The 15,649-nt window shown below is 59.5% G+C and carries 18 protein-coding genes; 10 read left to right on the plus strand and 8 right to left on the minus strand.

From position 1 onward, the window contains the following. Positions 1 to 84 precede the first annotated feature (84 nt). The 7 genes from hemP to yedA form a co-directional block, all read right to left on the minus strand. Entirely contained in the window at positions 85 to 303 is a 219-nt protein-coding gene (gene hemP, locus AVKW3434_RS14295) for a hemin uptake protein HemP (RefSeq protein WP_092745014.1), read from the minus strand. A 90-nt stretch (positions 304 to 393) separates the two neighbouring features. Continuing rightward, complete coding sequence (locus AVKW3434_RS14300) at positions 394 to 801, minus strand: ExbD/TolR family protein (RefSeq protein ID WP_272563844.1); 408 nt, start codon at positions 799 to 801, stop codon at positions 394 to 396. 5 nt (positions 802 to 806) lie between these two features. Continuing rightward, the gene (locus tag AVKW3434_RS14305) at positions 807 to 1,523 is read right to left on the minus strand and encodes a MotA/TolQ/ExbB proton channel family protein (protein ID WP_092745016.1); all 717 of its coding nucleotides are present in this window, start codon (positions 1,521 to 1,523) and stop codon (positions 807 to 809) included. A 15-nt stretch (positions 1,524 to 1,538) separates the two neighbouring features. After that, positions 1,539 to 2,240, minus strand: a complete 702-nt coding sequence (locus tag AVKW3434_RS14310; protein ID WP_284406378.1) for an energy transducer TonB — start codon at positions 2,238 to 2,240, stop codon at positions 1,539 to 1,541. 97 nt (positions 2,241 to 2,337) lie between these two features. Further along, entirely contained in the window at positions 2,338 to 2,610 is a 273-nt protein-coding gene (locus AVKW3434_RS14315; RefSeq protein WP_272552300.1) for a (2Fe-2S)-binding protein, read from the minus strand. A gap of 214 nt (positions 2,611 to 2,824) precedes the next feature. Next, entirely contained in the window at positions 2,825 to 3,133 is a 309-nt protein-coding gene (locus AVKW3434_RS14320; protein WP_272552302.1) for an SWIB/MDM2 domain-containing protein, read from the minus strand. A gap of 222 nt (positions 3,134 to 3,355) precedes the next feature. Then, on the minus strand, positions 3,356 to 4,279 hold the full coding sequence (yedA, locus tag AVKW3434_RS14325; RefSeq protein ID WP_284406379.1) for a drug/metabolite exporter YedA: 924 nt from the start codon (positions 4,277 to 4,279) through the stop codon (positions 3,356 to 3,358). A 93-nt stretch (positions 4,280 to 4,372) separates the two neighbouring features. Between yedA and AVKW3434_RS14330 the strand changes: the two genes are divergently transcribed. Further along, positions 4,373 to 4,864: an Lrp/AsnC family transcriptional regulator gene (locus tag AVKW3434_RS14330; RefSeq protein WP_272563841.1), complete on the plus strand. Its 492-nt coding sequence runs from the start codon at positions 4,373 to 4,375 to the stop codon at positions 4,862 to 4,864. Between the two features lie 21 nt (positions 4,865 to 4,885). Here AVKW3434_RS14330 and AVKW3434_RS14335 read toward each other — a convergent pair whose 3' ends face one another. Next, a complete protein-coding gene (locus tag AVKW3434_RS14335; RefSeq protein ID WP_284406380.1) occupies positions 4,886 to 5,866 on the minus strand; it encodes a DMT family transporter in 981 nt (326 codons plus the stop codon). A gap of 49 nt (positions 5,867 to 5,915) precedes the next feature. Here AVKW3434_RS14335 and AVKW3434_RS14340 point away from each other — a divergent pair, with 49 nt between their 5' ends. The 9 genes from AVKW3434_RS14340 (at position 5,916) to AVKW3434_RS14380 (ending at position 15,593) form a co-directional block, all read left to right on the plus strand. Next, positions 5,916 to 6,344, plus strand: coding sequence for a gamma-glutamylcyclotransferase family protein (locus tag AVKW3434_RS14340; RefSeq protein ID WP_284406381.1), 429 nt, complete (start codon positions 5,916 to 5,918; stop codon positions 6,342 to 6,344). Positions 6,345 to 6,593: 249 nt separating this feature from the next. Next, positions 6,594 to 7,913, plus strand: a complete 1,320-nt coding sequence (gene aceA, locus AVKW3434_RS14345; protein ID WP_272563838.1) for an isocitrate lyase — start codon at positions 6,594 to 6,596, stop codon at positions 7,911 to 7,913. Between the two features lie 268 nt (positions 7,914 to 8,181). Beyond that, on the plus strand, positions 8,182 to 10,101 hold the full coding sequence (thrS, locus tag AVKW3434_RS14350; protein ID WP_272563837.1) for a threonine--tRNA ligase: 1,920 nt from the start codon (positions 8,182 to 8,184) through the stop codon (positions 10,099 to 10,101). 80 nt (positions 10,102 to 10,181) lie between these two features. Continuing rightward, a complete protein-coding gene (gene infC / locus AVKW3434_RS14355) occupies positions 10,182 to 10,778 on the plus strand; it encodes a translation initiation factor IF-3 (protein WP_284400508.1) in 597 nt (198 codons plus the stop codon). 188 nt (positions 10,779 to 10,966) lie between these two features. Next, entirely contained in the window at positions 10,967 to 11,170 is a 204-nt protein-coding gene (rpmI, locus tag AVKW3434_RS14360; RefSeq protein ID WP_092745026.1) for a 50S ribosomal protein L35, read from the plus strand. A 24-nt stretch (positions 11,171 to 11,194) separates the two neighbouring features. Continuing rightward, complete coding sequence (gene rplT, locus AVKW3434_RS14365) at positions 11,195 to 11,557, plus strand: 50S ribosomal protein L20 (RefSeq protein WP_092745027.1); 363 nt, start codon at positions 11,195 to 11,197, stop codon at positions 11,555 to 11,557. A gap of 111 nt (positions 11,558 to 11,668) precedes the next feature. Next, a complete protein-coding gene (gene pheS / locus AVKW3434_RS14370) occupies positions 11,669 to 12,721 on the plus strand; it encodes a phenylalanine--tRNA ligase subunit alpha (RefSeq protein WP_272563836.1) in 1,053 nt (350 codons plus the stop codon). Positions 12,722 to 12,795: 74 nt separating this feature from the next. Further along, positions 12,796 to 15,237: a phenylalanine--tRNA ligase subunit beta gene (gene pheT / locus AVKW3434_RS14375; RefSeq protein ID WP_284406382.1), complete on the plus strand. Its 2,442-nt coding sequence runs from the start codon at positions 12,796 to 12,798 to the stop codon at positions 15,235 to 15,237. Further along, complete coding sequence (locus AVKW3434_RS14380; RefSeq protein ID WP_272563834.1) at positions 15,237 to 15,593, plus strand: integration host factor subunit alpha; 357 nt, start codon at positions 15,237 to 15,239, stop codon at positions 15,591 to 15,593. Before pheT ends, AVKW3434_RS14380 begins: the two co-directional genes overlap by 1 nt. The last annotated feature ends 56 nt before the right edge of the window (positions 15,594 to 15,649 follow it).

Here is a 15,649-nt window from a genome sequence, read left to right on the forward strand (position 1 = left end):
AGCCTGGCTACGCGGGCAACCCGTTGGCTGGCAAATACGACCCTTCAGGCACTGATGTGCCCTGGAGTCGCCCCACGATGAAACCTATTTGGTCAGAATCAGTTTGCCCAGTTTGGTGGCCTGCAGGCGGTAGACCGAACCGTTGTGACAGATGGCCACGGTCTTCTGGCCTTTGAGCAGTTCCCGGCTATCGACAGCGGGTGCGGAGCTTGCCAGGTGCGCGGCGCCGGACGGCTCGCGCTCCTGAAAAACGGCGGAGCCAAAAAAAGACGAAGAAGGCAGGGCGTTGAGACTGGCGTGCATGAGAAATCCTCTGTGCTTTGCGATTGAGTTAATGATAACCATTCTCAATTGTTCGTCAAGTGAAGCGCCTGCCTATCTTGTAAATATTTATCACTGAGGCTCGGTCACGAACCCGATCTTGCGCACGCCGGCCCGTTGGGCGGCAGACATGGCCTGGGCCACGCGCTCATAGCGGACTTCCTTGTCGCCACGGATGTGCAGATCGGGTTGCGGATCCTTCACCGCTTCGGCTTTCAGGCGGGGTTCGAGTTCGTCGTCGCCGATCGTCAGTTCATTCCAGTGGTATTTGCCATCGGCGGTGACACTGAGACGAATGGTTTCGGGCTTGACGTCTTCGCGCTGATTGGAAGCGCGTGGCAGATCCACTGGCACGGCATGCTTCATCACCGGCACCGTGATGATGAAGATGATGAGCAGCACCAGCATGACGTCCACCAGCGGCGTCATGTTGATTTCGTTCATCACCTCGTCGGAGTCGTCCTGGGTTCCGAAAGACATGGTTTTCAGCCCTTCTTGATCGGCAGCACCTTGGCTTGTTCGCCAGGGGCGCTGACGCGTGCGCCCGTCACGAAGTAGGCGTGCAGGTCATGCGCGAAGCTGTTCAGGTTGTTCAGGATGGACTTGTTTCCCCGCACCAGCGCGTTGTAGCCCAGCACGGCCGGAATCGCCACGGCCAAGCCGAGGGCCGTCATGATCAGGGCCTCGCCGATCGGGCCGGCCACCTTGTCGATGGTCGATTGGCCCGAAGTGCCGATCGCCACCAGCGCGTGGTAAATGCCCCAGACGGTGCCGAACAGGCCGATGAACGGGGCGGTCGAGCCGACCGAGGCCAGCACGGCCAGGCCCGATTGCACGCGGGCCGTGAACTCGTCGATGCAGTTGCGCAGGCTGCGCGTGACCCAGTCGCTCACATCCAGGCTGTCATGCAGATGCGCCTTGGTATTGCGGTGGTGCGCCGTGGCTTCGCGCCCTTCCAGGGCCAGATGGCGGAAGGGGTTGGCAGGGTCGTCGCCGAGCTTGCTCAGGCCGGCGGCGAAGTCTTCGCTGTGCCAGAAATCACGTGCGCCACGCGCATGTTTCTTGAAGCGGAAGATGTCCATTGCCTTGATCAGGATGACGATCCAGGAGGCCAGAGACATGCCGAGCAACAGCACGGCAACAGCGCGGGTGACAAAGTCACCCTGGATCCAAACGTTGGCAATGCCGAAATGCGATTCCATGAAAACTCCTGAAAATTATTCGAGAACAAAATTGACGGGGACCAGGTTCCACATGGTCTCGGGCTCGCCGTTGCGTTTGCCCGGCACGAAGCGCCAGCGCATCACGGCGTCCTGGGCCTGGCGATCCAGCCGGTCGAAGCCGCTGGACTTGTTGATTTCCACCTTCTGCGGAAGCCCGTCCGTGCCGATGAGCACGCGCAGCACGACCTTGCCTTGTTCACCCAGCCGCTTGCTGATGGCGGGGTAGGTCGGCCTGGGGTTGTTCAGGTAGGCCGCATCGCTGGAAGGCAACTCGATCTTGGGAGGCGCCGGCGGCGCTGGAGGAGCGGGCGGTGGCGCAGGGGGCGCCATCGGTGCCGCGATGGGCGGTGCAGGAGGTTGGGGTTCGGTGATTCCAGTTGGCGCATTGGGCGCGGGTGTGCGATCGGGAATGGCCACCGGCATGGGCGCCGGACGCGGGGCAGGCGCTTTGGGGGCCGGTTTCGGCGAAGGCGGCGGCGCCGGCTTGGGGGGCGGTGGAACGGGCGGGGCTGGGGGCGCTGGCGGCGTGATGAACTCGCTCAGCACTTCGGCAGGCACGATGACCTCTGCGGCCTTGCGCAGCAGGCCCGACTGCAGTGCCCACAATCCGGCCACGTGCAACAGCACGACGGAACCTGCGATCACGGCGTTGCGGCTCACACCCCGTGAGGAGCCATATCGATCAAATTGGGACATAAAAATGATAGCTGCCAACGCCCACAGGACAAGCGCCAGAGGCCTAGAAGGCCAAGTTATTTACGGAAGATCCACCACACGGAGCCGATGACGAGAATCAGGCTGCCTGCGAGGGTTGAGAGCAGTTCCATGCTTTGCTTTCCAAGATGGAGTTGGCAAGCTGGATCGTCTGCGAGGCGATCTCTTTGTGCAGCGCGGCGACCGGATGCGAAACGCTGCATTGGGCCACGACATCCCGTGCGCAGCTTTCGCAACGGCCGCATTGGGTGGCCACGCCCAGCTCGAACTGGATCTCGTCGAAACTCATGCCAGCATGTGCATGGCGTGCAATTTCGCGGTCAGAAACCCGGCGGCAGACACAAACGATCATGGTGCAGGCAGTGTTGGCTGGCTGTTGACAATGGGGTATTATAAATGCGAATTCATCGCATTTGCAATCCTTTGGTTTTTTGCTTGTTGAAAAGCAGTGGATTGACACACCGGCAGCGCATGGGTTCCCGGTGCTACGGGCGAAAAAAAAGCCGGCAGTGGTGCCGGCTTCGTTTTTCATTCGCCGCCTGCTGAACGTGCAGACGATGGAATGCTTACTTCACGTGCTTGCCGATCAGGCCAGCCATTTCGAACATGGAAACCTGGGGCTTGCCGAACACTTCCTTGAGCTTGGCGTCGGCATTGATCATGCGCTTGTTGCTGGCGTCTTGCAGGTCGTTGGCCTTGATGTAGACCCACAGCTTGCTGATGATCTCGGTACGGGGCAAGGGCGTGGAGCCCACGACGGCAGCCAGGGCAGGGCTGGGCGTAAGGGCTTTCATGAAAGCGGCGTTCGGGGTGCGCTTCTTCGCGGGGGCTGCGGCCTTGGCTTCGGAGGCCGGCGCTTTCTTTGCAGTTGCCATGTTGGGTTTTCCTTGTTGGAAGTGAAATATCGTCACCAGCGAAAACCTGCTTCTCCACTGGCCCGCAGATGCTACTGGGAAAAAAACGCGTTTCCAAGCGAGGCATGGCTTTTTTTGCCTCCATTTGTTGCTTGGGTACCGCGCAAACGCCACGGTACTGGCGCCCGTCACGGCTACTGCAGTGAGGTGCGCATGCTCTCCGGTGGCGCATCGGCGGCGATCTCAGCGCGATCGCCGCGAAACGAAAATGGCCACGACCGCGGACAGGATCAACGCGCAGGCGACCCATTCGCCGGCGGTCAGGTGCTCGCCAGCGATGGCGCTGCCGAGCAGCAAGGCGATGAGCGGGTTGACGAAGGCATAACTCGATGCCAGTGCCGGCGTCGCGTGGCGCAACAGATAAAGGTAGGCACTGAATCCCACCAGCGAGCCCAGCGTCACCAGGTAGAGCCATGCCAGCACGGCTTCGGGTCGCGGCGGCCACGCAGGCTGCTCGCCCAGCGCCAGGGACACGGCCATCAGCACGGCACCCCCGCACAGCATTTCGCTGGCGAAACCACTGGCCCCGTCGGCCAGCGGGAAGCGCGTGGTGGACAGCACAGATCCCAGAGACCACGACAAGGTCGCCGCGAGGATGCAGACCATGCTGATAGGGGATGCAGAAAAGCTGGCGCCTTGCATGAGTACCAAAACACCCAGGGCGCCCAGCAGCATGCCCACCGTCTCGCCGCGTGTCGGCCGCCTTCCCCACAAGAGCCCCCATGCGGCGATCATCATGGGCACCACGGCCACGCAAGCCGCGATGAGGCCGGAGCCGACGTGCACGCTGGCGGTGGCCGTCAGCCCCATCCCGCCGCCCAACATCAGCGCACCGACGATGAGCGCATGGAGCCATTGCCGCTTCGTCGGGAACTTCGGTGGGTTGCCGCTTTGGGGCTTGCGCCATGCCACCCATGCCATCAGCAGTGCACCTGCAGCGAGAAAGCGGGTTCCCATCTGGAAGAACGGTGGAAAGCTTTTGAGAGCCACCTGGATGGCGAGATAGGTCGAGCCCCAGATGAGATAGCAGGCCAAAAGGGCCAGGAGCAGCACCGTGGGGAGGCCGCGTGCAGCGGGGCTGGCGGGGGATGTGGAAAGTGAAGTCATGCTGCAGATGCTATGCAGGCTGGGCGTGCTCTTCCATGGCATTTGCAAGGCTGAAGCTATGAATCGCCTTTGTTTCAATGGTTAAATAATGCCATGACCGAAGTTTCTCAATTGGATGCCCATGACGGCAGAATTTTGGCCGAATTGCAGCAGGATGCGCGCATTTCTATGGCAGAACTGGGCCGGCGGGTGCACCTCAGTCAGCCCGCGGTGACCGAGCGGGTTCGCAAACTGGAAGCTTCGGGCGTGATCCGGGGCTATGGCGTTCGTCTGGATTACGCCCGCCTGGGCTATGGCATTCGCGCCATCATCCGCGTGGGACGGGCGGAATATGCCCGGGTGGTTCGACTGATCGAAGAGACTCCCGAGGTCTTGAATGCCTACAACGTCACGGGGGAAGACAGTTGGGTCCTTGAAATCGCAGTGATCGATGTCAGCCATCTGGATGCGGTAGTGACGGGGTTCTGCCTGCTGGCGGAAACCTCAACGTGCATCGTGCTCAACGCCCCTCGCGAGCATGCGCAGGTGTTGCCGGCGCGGCGCGACAGCATCAAGCCCCCCATCCGCAAAGTGACGGGGCGTTAGCCCCTGGAGCAGAAGGCGGCATCAATGCCGATGCGATTGCGAGTGCATCGCTTCGGCAGCTGCTTTTTGGGGCGGGCGGCGCGTACCGTTTTTTTCGGGCAGCGTGGCCAGGACGACGCTGGCGATCGCAATGCCAAATGCGAGCAGTTGAACCGCGGCAAGGCGCTCTCCGAGCACCAGTACCCCCACCAACGCCGCGCTGATGGGCAACATCACGGTAAAGACGCCGCCTTGTGCGGCAGGCACCGCCTTGAGCCCTGTCATCCACAGCCACACGGTCCACATGCTCGCGGCCAGTGCGTAGAAGACGAGCAAAGTCCAAAGACCGGGTGTGAGGCTGGCAAAGTCAAAATGCCATGCTGCGTACAGTCCCATGGGGGTGGCCAGCACGAATCCCCACAGGTTGATCAACGAAGTGATTCGGCGCGGCCCCAGCGTGCCCGTCAGTTTCTTGCCGATGACCGAATAGGCCGCCTCGCACAGAACGGCACCCAGCAAGAGCAATTGCCCAAGCCAAACCAGATTGGGAGCGTTTTCGCCCTCATGCCGGGAGTTTAATTGGGTGTGATGCTCTGAATTTGATAGCGAAAAGAGCGCGATGCCGACGACGGCGCACCCGACCGCGATCCAGGTCCTCGCAGAGACCTTTTCCTTCAGGAAGAACCAGCTCATTACTGCCACTGCGGCAGGTATTCCGGCCATCGTCACCCCTGCCGATACGGCGCTGGTGAGACTCACGCCCGAGATCATGCAAAGGGTGAAGAGGAAATTGCCCAAAAAAGATTCGAGAAACAGCAGGCGCCGCACCTGCGGTGTCATGGGGCCTTCATCCGCCGGTTTTTTGAGCCAGTGGAGCATTCCCAATCCCCCAATGCCGAACCGCATCCAGGCCAGCAGGAAGACCGGCAGCGCGGCCGCCAGTGGCTTGGACAAGGCGACATAGCTGCCTACGAGCGACATGCTCAATGCAAGGCAGAGATAGGCGATGGGGCGGCTTGGCATGTTCGCGTGTTGGCTAGACTTTGCGGGTAGTACCCTGGAGCGCGCCATCATGCCCGACGAAACCCTTCATCCTTTTTCACGCTACGTTTTTGTCTATGGCACCTTGCGCCGTGGCGGCAGCAATGACATTACCCGACTGACGCCCCGCGCGACATTCCTGGGGGAGGCCACCGTCTGCGGAACGCTTTATGACCTCGGTGCCTATCCAGGCATTGCGCTGCATTTGGCGGACGCGTCGGAGCAGGGCGATTTTGTGGTGCACGGGGAGGTCTATGCGATTTCGCCCGAGCTGGAGATCCGGCTGGACGAAATCGAGGGGCTGCTGCCCGAGCCCAATGGCGAGTACGAGAAGCGGGAGATCTCGGTCTCCGTCGGGGTGCAGGAGCTGGAATGCCTGGTGTATGAAATCAATTCCGAATACTTGAAGAACGCCACCCGGATCGTGCATGGCGACTGGATGAGCGGTCGCCAAACCTGATTTTTTGTATCGCAAAATTTGATTTTCACATTGCAAAAATACATGATGCTGCGCTGCGGCAAAATTTCTTGATATGAGAAATTAAATTTCGCAATAAGAGATGGTGTGAATAAGTTGTTGATTTAAAACAATAAATTTTATCTCTTATATAAGACATAAGAGCTTGATTAAGTCTTGTACAAGACTTAAAGTGATCTCCAAGGGCGGCCTCTTGCAGCCCGGCTCATCAACCAACCCACGGAGTGACTTATGCCGCAATCCTTCAATGAACAGCTCAGCCGCGAACAGCAAATTGCCGCCCTCGAAAAAGACTGGGCACAGAACCCGCGTTGGAAGGGCATCAAGCGCGGTTACAGCGCTGCGGATGTCGTGCGTCTTCGGGGCTCCTTCCAGGTGGAATACACGCTGGCACGGCGTGGCGCCGAAAAACTGTGGGGGTTGGTCAACAACGAGCCTTATGTGAACTGCCTGGGCGCACTCACGGGAGGCCAGGCCATGCAGCAAGTCAAGGCCGGCATCAAGGCCATTTATCTGTCGGGCTGGCAGGTTGCGGCAGACAACAACGAATATGCGGCGATGTACCCCGACCAGTCGCTGTATCCCGTCGATTCGGTGCCGAAGGTGGTGGAGCGCATCAACAACGCTTTCACCCGCGCCGATGAAATTCAATGGTCCAAAGGGGCCAATCCTGGCGACGCCGGTTTTGTCGACTACTACGCGCCTATCGTGGCCGACGCGGAGGCAGGCTTCGGTGGCGTGCTGAACGCCTACGAGTTGATGAAGGCCATGATCCGCGCGGGGGCCGGCGGCGTGCATTTCGAAGACCAGCTGGCGTCTGTGAAGAAGTGTGGCCACATGGGCGGCAAGGTGCTGGTTCCCACCCAGGAGGCGGTGCAGAAGTTGATCGCTGCACGCATGGCTGCAGACGTCTACGGCGTGCCGACCCTGGTGATCGCCCGGACCGATGCGGAAGCCGCCGACCTGATCACCAGCGATTACGACGCCAATGACAAGCCGTTCCTGACGGGTGAGCGCACGGCCGAAGGTTTCTACAAGACCAAAAAGGGCTTGGATCAGGCCATCAGCCGCGCTGTTGCATATGCGGATTACGCGGATCTGGTGTGGTGCGAGACAGGCACGCCGGACCTGGAGTTCGCAAAGAAGTTTGCGGATGCCGTGCATGCCAAGCACCCCGGCAAGCTGCTGGCGTACAACTGCTCGCCATCATTCAACTGGAAGAAGAACCTCGACGATGCCACCATCGCCAAGTTCCAGCGCGAACTGGGCGCCATGGGCTACAAGTACCAGTTCATCACGCTGGCCGGCATCCACAGCATGTGGTTCAACATGTTCGATCTGGCGCAGGATTATGTGAAGCGCGGCATGTCGGCCTATGTCGAGAAGGTGCAGGAGCCTGAATTTGCAGCGCGAGATCGGGGCTACACCTTCGTGTCGCACCAGCAAGAAGTGGGCACCGGTTACTTCGACGACGTGACCACGGTGATCCAGGGTGGCAAATCCAGCGTGACGGCACTTACGGGTTCGACCGAAGAAGAGCAGTTCCACTGACCTGGCGTTTTCGATTGGCCTGGGGCTTCAAGGCTCCAGGCTTTTTCCATTGGGGGCAGGTTAGAATCCCGCGACCACCCATCAGCACAAGAGCGAGAAAGGCACATCTGGTTATGACACCGCGAACTACAACGGAGATGTTGACCGGCCTTTAAGGCTGCCTGTTCGCGCCTGCACAGATTTGCACTCTTCTTCCAAAAGCGCGGACTTCGTTCCGCGCTTTTTGCTTTGTGGCACCGCGCGCCACCCCCTCGACAAGGATTCTTCAATGATTCAGATCACGCTCCCCGACAATTCCCAACGCGAATATCCTGGCCCGGTGACGGTGGCAGAGGTGGCCCAGTCCATCGGTCCAGGACTGGCCAAGATGACGGTGGCAGGCAAAGTGGATGGGCGCTTGGTGGATGCCAGCGATGTGATCGACCACGATGCCCGCCTGCAAATCATCACGCCGCGCGATGAGGAAGGCGTGGAGATCATCCGCCACTCCTGCGCGCACTTGGTCGGCCACGCCGTGAAGCAACTCTATCCGACGGCCCGGATGGTCATCGGCCCCGTCATCGACGAAGGCTTTTACTACGACATCGCCTATGAGCGGCCTTTCACGCCCGACGACATCGCTGCCATCGAGCAGCGCATGAAGGAGTTGATCGCGCAGGACTACGACGTGATCAAGAAGATGACCCCGCGGGACGAGGTGATCGAGGTGTTCAAGGCGCGTGGGGAAGACTACAAGCTGCGTCTTGTGGAGGACATGCCCGAAGAGAAAGCCATGGGTCTGTACTACCACCAGGAGTACGTAGACATGTGCCGTGGCCCCCACGTGCCCAACACACGATTCCTGAAAGTCTTCAAGCTGACGCGGGTGTCCGGTGCGTACTGGCGTGGCGATGCCAAGAACGAGCAATTGCAACGCGTCTACGGTACCGCGTGGGCCGACAAGAAAGACTTGGACGCGTACGTCAAGCGCATCGAGGAGGCCGAAAAGCGCGATCACCGTCGCCTCGGCAGAGAGCTGGACCTGTTCCACATTGACGAGCACTCGCCCGGTACTGTTTTCTGGCACCCCAAAGGTTGGACGATCTGGCAGGGCGTCGAACAGTACATGCGTCAGGTGTATCGCGACAACGGCTACCAAGAGGTGAAAGGCCCGCAAATCCTGGACAAGCACCTGTGGGAAAAAACGGGGCACTGGGACAAGTACCGCGAGAACATGTTCACGACGGAGAGCGAAAAGCACGACTATGCGCTCAAACCGATGAACTGCCCCGGGCACATCCTGATCTTCAACCAAGGCGTGAAGAGCTATCGCGATCTGCCTTTGCGCTTCGGCGAGTTCGGCCAGTGCCATCGCAATGAGCCGACGGGTGGCCTGCATGGAATCATGCGGGTGCGTGCGTTCACCCAGGATGATGGACATATCTTCTGCACCGAAGAGCAGATCCAGCAGGAATGCATCAACTTCACCACGCTGCTGCAAAAGGTCTATAAAGACTTCGGCTTCACGGACATCATCTACAAAGTCGCCACCCGGCCTGAAAAGCGCATCGGCTCCGAAGAAAGCTGGGACAAGGCAGAGAATGCATTGATTGAAAGCCTGAAAGCCTCTGGCTGCGACTACCAAATCGCCGTCGGTGACGGCGCTTTCTACGGCCCCAAGCTGGAATACACGCTGCGCGATGCCATTGGCCGTCACTGGCAATGCGGCACGATTCAGGTCGATCCTTCCATGCCTGAGCGGCTGGGTGCCGAGTACGTTGGGGAAGATGGTGCCCGCCATCGCCCCATCGTTCTTCACCGTGCCATCGTTGGCAGCCTGGAGCGTTTCATCGGAATTTTGATCGAGCAGCACGCAGGCGCGTTGCCGGTCTGGTTGGCACCAGTGCAGGTGGCTGTGCTGAACATCACGGGTGCACAGGACGATTACTGTCGTGAAATCGCCGCAAAGCTTCAAAAAGCACTGCCGAATCAAGACCTTAGGGTGGCGCTTGACCTGCGTAACGAAAAGATTACGTATAAAATACGAGAGCATTCGTTGCAAAAGCTGCCTTACATCATCGTCGCCGGTGAGAAAGAAAAGGCTGCAGGAGCTGTCGCAGTGCGCGCCCGGGGCAATCGAGACCTCGGTGTGATGTCCCTCGAAGCGTTCGTAGCGCTGATCGCCCAGGACATCGCTTCTAAAGCTTGATTTGATGTCAAACTTGGCTTTAGCCCGCGTGAGCTGTGCGGTACTCGCTACGTTATTCGTAGCATTTTGATTGAAGGAAAATAGCCATCGCTACTGAATTTCGTGATCGTCGCCAGCGCGAAGAGCGCAAGCACCGCCTGAACCGTGAAATCATGGCCCCTGAGGTTCGCCTCTCCGGCCCTGAGAATGAGCCGCTCGGGGTCGTGAGCCTCATGGAAGCCCTCCGCATGGCGGGCGAGCTGGATGTGGACTTGGTGGAGATTGCCGCCACGGCCAACCCTCCCGTGTGTCGCCTGATGGACTATGGCAAGTTCAAGTATCAGGAGCAAAAACGCGCGGCAGAGGCCAAGGCCAAGCAGACGGTCATCGAGATCAAGGAAATCAAATTCCGTCCCGGTACGGATGATGGTGACTACAACATCAAGATGCGCAACATTCGCCGCTTTCTGGCGGAGGGTGACAAATGCAAGATCACCCTGCGCTTTCGCGGTCGGGAAATCACCCATCAGGAATTGGGCTTGGCCTTGCTCAATCGCATTCGCGATGATTTGGGCGACACCATCCTAATTGAGCAGTTTCCCAAGCTCGAAGGCCGGCAAATGATCATGATGATCGCGCCTGGTAAGAAGAAGCCTGCTGGCAAACCGGCAGCGGAAGGCGCCACCACCGCTGCTTGATGTGGCCGGTGAGCTAAGTGTTTAAGTAAATTGACCGGGCCAGCCTCAAGGCTGGCTCGGGCATAGGGGCCGTGAAAGCGGCACCGAACGGCAGGCCAAGGCCTTGCCGTCAAAAAGTGACTCGGGGCCAACAAGGTTGCGGATCGGTTCGCAAACGCCTCGCGAGCACAAACAAAAGGAGCATTCACATGCCCAAAATGAAGACCAAGAGCAGCGCGAAAAAGCGTTTCCGCGTTCGTCCCGGTGGCACCGTCAAGCGCGGTCAAGCCTTCAAGCGTCACATCTTGACGAAGAAGACCACCAAGAATAAGCGCCATCTGCGTGGTGCAGTTTCTGTGCATGAGACCAATATGGGCTCCATTGCGCAAATGCTGCCTGGTGCTGGCCTTTAACAACGACGAACAAGGAGTACTCACATGCCTCGCGTCAAACGTGGTGTAACGGCCCGTGCCCGTCACAAGAAAGTTCTGGCCCTTGCTAAGGGTTTCCGTGGTCGCCGCGGTAATGTTTTCCGTATCGCCAAACAGGCGGTAATGAAGGCTGGGCAGTATGCCTACCGTGACCGCCGCACCAAGAAGCGCGTGTTCCGCCAACTGTGGATCGCCCGTATCAACGCCGCTTCGCGCGAATTGGGCCTGACCTACAGCCAATTCACGAACGGTCTGAAGAAGGCTGCCATTGAGATCGACCGCAAGATGCTGGCCGACCTCGCGGTGCACGACAAGGCTGCTTTTGGCAGCATCGTGGAGCAAGTCAAGGCCAAGCTGGCTGCTGCTTGAGTTCACGACTGGTAGCTATCTTATTGATAGCTGCTTGCGCAATAAACGCAAGGGCTAGGGCTTGAAAAGGCACTAGCCCTTGTTCATTTCCAAGAGACGATGAGAGCTGGTATGAACGAGTTGGACTCCCTGGTCGAAAGCGCGCGGAACCTGTTCGCGCAAGCCGTCACCCCTGCCGATCTGGAAAATGCCAAGGCGCAGTTCCTGGGCAAGTCGGGGCGAGTGACCGAGCTCATGAAGGGCATGGCCCAGCTGTCCGTTGAGGAAAAGAAATCCCGCGGTGCCGCCATCAATGTCGCCAAGCAGGCCATTGAAGCATCCCTGAACGCAAGCCGAAAAGCGTTGGCGGATGCCGAGCTGGAGGCACAACTGCAGGCGGAATCGTTGGATGTCACCTTGCCTGGACGCCAACGGGGGCAAGGTGGATTGCATCCCGTGTCCTTGACCCTGGAGCGCATCGAGGGCATTTTCGGCTCGATGGGTTTTGACGTGGCCGAGGGGCCCGAGATTGAATCCGACTGGTTCAATTTCACGGCGTTGAATACGCCTGAAGACCACCCGGCGCGCTCCATGCACGACACGTTCTATGTCGAGGGCGGCACGGCCACCGCTCCGAACCTGTTGCGCACGCATACCAGCCCCATGCAGATCCGCCATGCCGTTCAGCATGTCAAAAAACACCGCGCTTTGATCGACTCGGGCCAGGCCATGCCGGAGATCCGCGTCATTGCCCCGGGCCGTACGTACCGCGTGGACAGCGATGCCACGCACTCACCCATGTTCCATCAGTGCGAAGGCCTGTGGATCGGCGAGAACGTGAGCTTCAAGGATCTGAAGGTCGTCTTTACCGACTTCTGCCGTACTTTCTTTGAAAGCGATGATTTGGTCTTGCGCTTTCGGCCCAGCTTTTTCCCTTTCACCGAGCCCAGTGCCGAAATAGACATCCAGTTCCAGACAGGCCCCTTGGCCGGGCGCTGGCTCGAAGTGGCGGGCTCTGGTCAAGTGCATCCGAACGTCGTGCGGAACATGGGCCTCGATCCAGAAAAATACATCGGCTTTGCGTTCGGCATGGGTCCTGACCGGCTGACGATGCTGCGCTATGGGGTCAATGATTTGCGCCTCTTCTTTGATGGCGACATTCGTTTTCTTTCGCAGTTCCAGTAAACCGCACGCTGCGTTCCATACAGGCGGCCCACCTAACGAGGGCTGCTGCGCTCAAGAATCACTGAAGACTGAATATGCAATTTCCAGAATCCTGGCTGCGCGAGTTCTGCAATCCTCCACTTTCGACCACAGAATTGGCCGAGACACTGACCATGGCAGGGCTCGAAGTGGAAGAGCTGCAGCCTGTGGCGCCTCCTTTCACGAAGATCGTGGTGGGAGAAATCAAGGAGGCGGTGCAGCATCCAAGTGCTGATCGCCTGCGCGTTTGCCAGGTCGATACGGGGCAGGGTGCTTTGCTCAACATCGTGTGTGGTGCGCCCAATGCACGCGTCGGTATCAAAGTGCCTTGCGCGCTTGTCGGTGCGGAGTTGCCTCCCGGGGAGGATGGCAAACCGTTCTTGATCAAGGTGGGCAAGCTTCGCGGTGTGGAAAGCCAGGGCATGCTGTGCTCCGCCAGGGAGTTGAAGCTCTCGGAAGACCATGGAGGCCTTTTGGAATTGGCGGCCGATGCTCCGCTCGGGCAGGACATTCGGACGCATCTGAACCTGGACGACACGCTGTTCACCCTCAAGCTCACGCCCAATCTGGCACATGCCTTGAGCGTTTACGGCATCGCGCGTGAAGTCTCTGCCCTGACTGGAGCGCCGCTGAAGCCGCTGCAGTTTCCGGCGGTACCGGTGGGTCATGGCGACGTTTTGCCAGTCAAGATCAGCGCCTCGGATCTGTGTGGGAGATTCTCGGGACGTATTGTTCGCAACATCAACACGCAGGCTGCGACTCCGCAGTGGATGCTGGACCGGCTTGCACGTTGCGGGCAGCGAAGCGTCTCCCCGCTGGTCGATATCTCCAACTATGTGATGTTCGAGCTCGGTCGCCCCTCGCACATTTTCGATCTGGACAAAATTCACGGCGCCCTGGATGTGCGTTGGGCGCGTGCAGGCGAAGAGCTCAAATTGCTGAATGGCAACACCGTCGCCCTCGACGAAAAGGTGGGCGTCATTGCGGATGCAAGCCAGGTCGAATCGCTGGCGGGCATCATGGGGGGCGATGCGACGGCCGTGTCGAACGACACCCGCCATATCTACATCGAAGCGGCTTTCTGGTGGCCCAAGGCCGTGGCTGGCCGCTCGCGCCGCTATAACTTCTCGACCGATGCTGGACATCGTTTCGAACGTGGCGTGGATCCGAGCCAGACTGTGGAACACATTGAGCGCATCACGCAGTTGGTGATCGACATCTGCGGCACGCCTGAAACCGCTTGCGGGCCGATGGACGACCAGTGTCCGAACATGCCTGAAGCCAAGCCCGTCACGCTCCGTGTTGCCAGAACCGTCAAGGTGATCGGCATGCCATTGACGCAAGAGCAGTGTGCCGATGCGCTGAAGCGCCTGGGACTGCCAGTGACCTCTGGCGAGGGCACGTTGACGGTGCTGCCGCCTGCCTATCGGTTCGATCTCGCGATCGAGGAAGATCTCATCGAAGAAGTGGCTCGCATGGTGGGCTACCAGCAACTGCCTACCACGCCGCCATTGGCGCCCATCACGCCCAAGCTGCGTGCCGAAGAGCGTCGGGGGCCTTTTGCCGTGCGTCGTGCACTGGCGGGGCTTGGATACCAGGAAACCATCAACTTCAGCTTCGTGGAGGAGCATTGGGAGCACGAGCTGGCGGGCAATCCACAGCCCATCCGTTTGTTGAACCCCATTGCCAGCCAGATGAGCGTGATGCGCTCGTCGCTGCTGGGCTCCTTGCTGCAGGTCTTGAAGTTCAACCTGGATCGCAAGGCGTCGCGCGTGCGGGTTTTCGAGTTGGGCCGGGTCTTTCTGCGCGATGCGTCCGTTGCGGGGTCTGATACCACGGTAGAAGGTTTTCATCAGCCCATGCGCGTGGCTGGTCTTGCGTACGGCGCAGCCGACCTTCTTCAGTGGGGCCGCAGAGAGCAGGGCGTGGATTTCTTCGATGCCAAAGGCGATGTCGAGGCGCTGCTTGCTCCCCTGAAGCCCGTTTTTGAGCCTGCAACGCACCCGGCCATGCATCCTGGTCGGTGTGCCCGCGTGCTGTTGAATGGCCAGGCCGTTGGGTTCATCGGGGAGTTGCACCCTCGGTGGCGCCAGTCCTGGGAGCTTCCCCAAGCCCCAGTCATGTTCGAGCTGGAACTCGATGCGGTCATGCAGCGGCAGGTCCCTCGTTTTCATGCAGTGGCCAAGCATCAGGCTGTGGAGCGGGATCTGGCCGTAGTGGTTGCCGAGCGGATCACGCACGCCGATGTGATGGCGGCCATTCAGGCTGCCGTGCCTCCTACACGGCTTCGCGCGGCGGTGCTGTTTGATGTGTTCCGGCCCAAGCCTTTGCGTGATGGCGAAGCCGCTGTTGGTGGTCTCGCCAGCGGTGAAAAGAGCTTGGCCGTGCGCCTGACGCTGGGGGCTGATGGCGCCACGCTGACGGATGCTGAAATCGAAGCGACGATTCAGTCGGTGGTCGAACAACTGTCGAGCCGTACCGGTGCGAGGTTGCGGTGATGACGATGCTGAACGGGAGCGCTGACGTGATGGAATTTGCGGTAGAAAGCCTGGAAACCCCTGCGCTGACGAAGGCACAGCTGGCGGACCTTCTGTTCGATCACATTGGTCTGAATAAACGTGAATCGAAAGACATGATCGATGCTTTTTTCGATCTGATTGCGCAGCGCCTGGTGGACGGTCAAGACGTGAAGCTGTCGGGCTTCGGTAACTTTCAGATCCGTACCAAAGCCCCGAGGCCGGGGCGAAATCCCCGCACGGGCGAGGCGATTCCGATTCAGGCCCGCCGTGTCGTGACTTTCCATGCCAGCAGCAAGCTCAAGGAGCAGATCCAGAACGCGGGCGCTGCTGGCTGAAGCGCTGTCTCTTTCCCGCCTGCCACTGAACGGAAGTGGCTGGCGCCTTTGTTCCG

This window comes from Acidovorax sp. SUPP3434 (assembly GCF_030159015.1).
GTDB lineage: Bacteria > Pseudomonadota > Gammaproteobacteria > Burkholderiales > Burkholderiaceae_C > Paracidovorax.

Bases quoted from the DNA above. Each gene is read 5' to 3' on its own strand.
- pheT (WP_284406382.1), top strand. From the start codon at position 12,796: ATGCAATTTCCAGAATCCTGGCTGCGCGAGTTCTGCAATCCTCCACTT.
- AVKW3434_RS14305 (WP_092745016.1), bottom strand. From the start codon at position 1,523: ATGGAATCGCATTTCGGCATTGCCAACGTTTGGATCCAGGGTGACTTT.
- AVKW3434_RS14330 (WP_272563841.1), top strand. From the start codon at position 4,373: ATGACCGAAGTTTCTCAATTGGATGCCCATGACGGCAGAATTTTGGCC.
- AVKW3434_RS14315 (WP_272552300.1), bottom strand. From the start codon at position 2,610: ATGATCGTTTGTGTCTGCCGCCGGGTTTCTGACCGCGAAATTGCACGC.
- AVKW3434_RS14335 (WP_284406380.1), bottom strand. From the start codon at position 5,866: ATGCCAAGCCGCCCCATCGCCTATCTCTGCCTTGCATTGAGCATGTCG.
- pheS (WP_272563836.1), top strand. From the start codon at position 11,669: ATGAACGAGTTGGACTCCCTGGTCGAAAGCGCGCGGAACCTGTTCGCG.
- yedA (WP_284406379.1), bottom strand. From the start codon at position 4,279: ATGACTTCACTTTCCACATCCCCCGCCAGCCCCGCTGCACGCGGCCTC.
- aceA (WP_272563838.1), top strand. From the start codon at position 6,594: ATGCCGCAATCCTTCAATGAACAGCTCAGCCGCGAACAGCAAATTGCC.
- AVKW3434_RS14300 (WP_272563844.1), bottom strand. From the start codon at position 801: ATGTCTTTCGGAACCCAGGACGACTCCGACGAGGTGATGAACGAAATC.
- thrS (WP_272563837.1), top strand. From the start codon at position 8,182: ATGATTCAGATCACGCTCCCCGACAATTCCCAACGCGAATATCCTGGC.
- rplT (WP_092745027.1), top strand. From the start codon at position 11,195: ATGCCTCGCGTCAAACGTGGTGTAACGGCCCGTGCCCGTCACAAGAAA.
- AVKW3434_RS14310 (WP_284406378.1), bottom strand. From the start codon at position 2,240: ATGTCCCAATTTGATCGATATGGCTCCTCACGGGGTGTGAGCCGCAAC.
- AVKW3434_RS14380 (WP_272563834.1), top strand. From the start codon at position 15,237: ATGACGATGCTGAACGGGAGCGCTGACGTGATGGAATTTGCGGTAGAA.
- rpmI (WP_092745026.1), top strand. From the start codon at position 10,967: ATGCCCAAAATGAAGACCAAGAGCAGCGCGAAAAAGCGTTTCCGCGTT.
- AVKW3434_RS14340 (WP_284406381.1), top strand. From the start codon at position 5,916: ATGCCCGACGAAACCCTTCATCCTTTTTCACGCTACGTTTTTGTCTAT.
- AVKW3434_RS14320 (WP_272552302.1), bottom strand. From the start codon at position 3,133: ATGGCAACTGCAAAGAAAGCGCCGGCCTCCGAAGCCAAGGCCGCAGCC.
- hemP (WP_092745014.1), bottom strand. From the start codon at position 303: ATGCACGCCAGTCTCAACGCCCTGCCTTCTTCGTCTTTTTTTGGCTCC.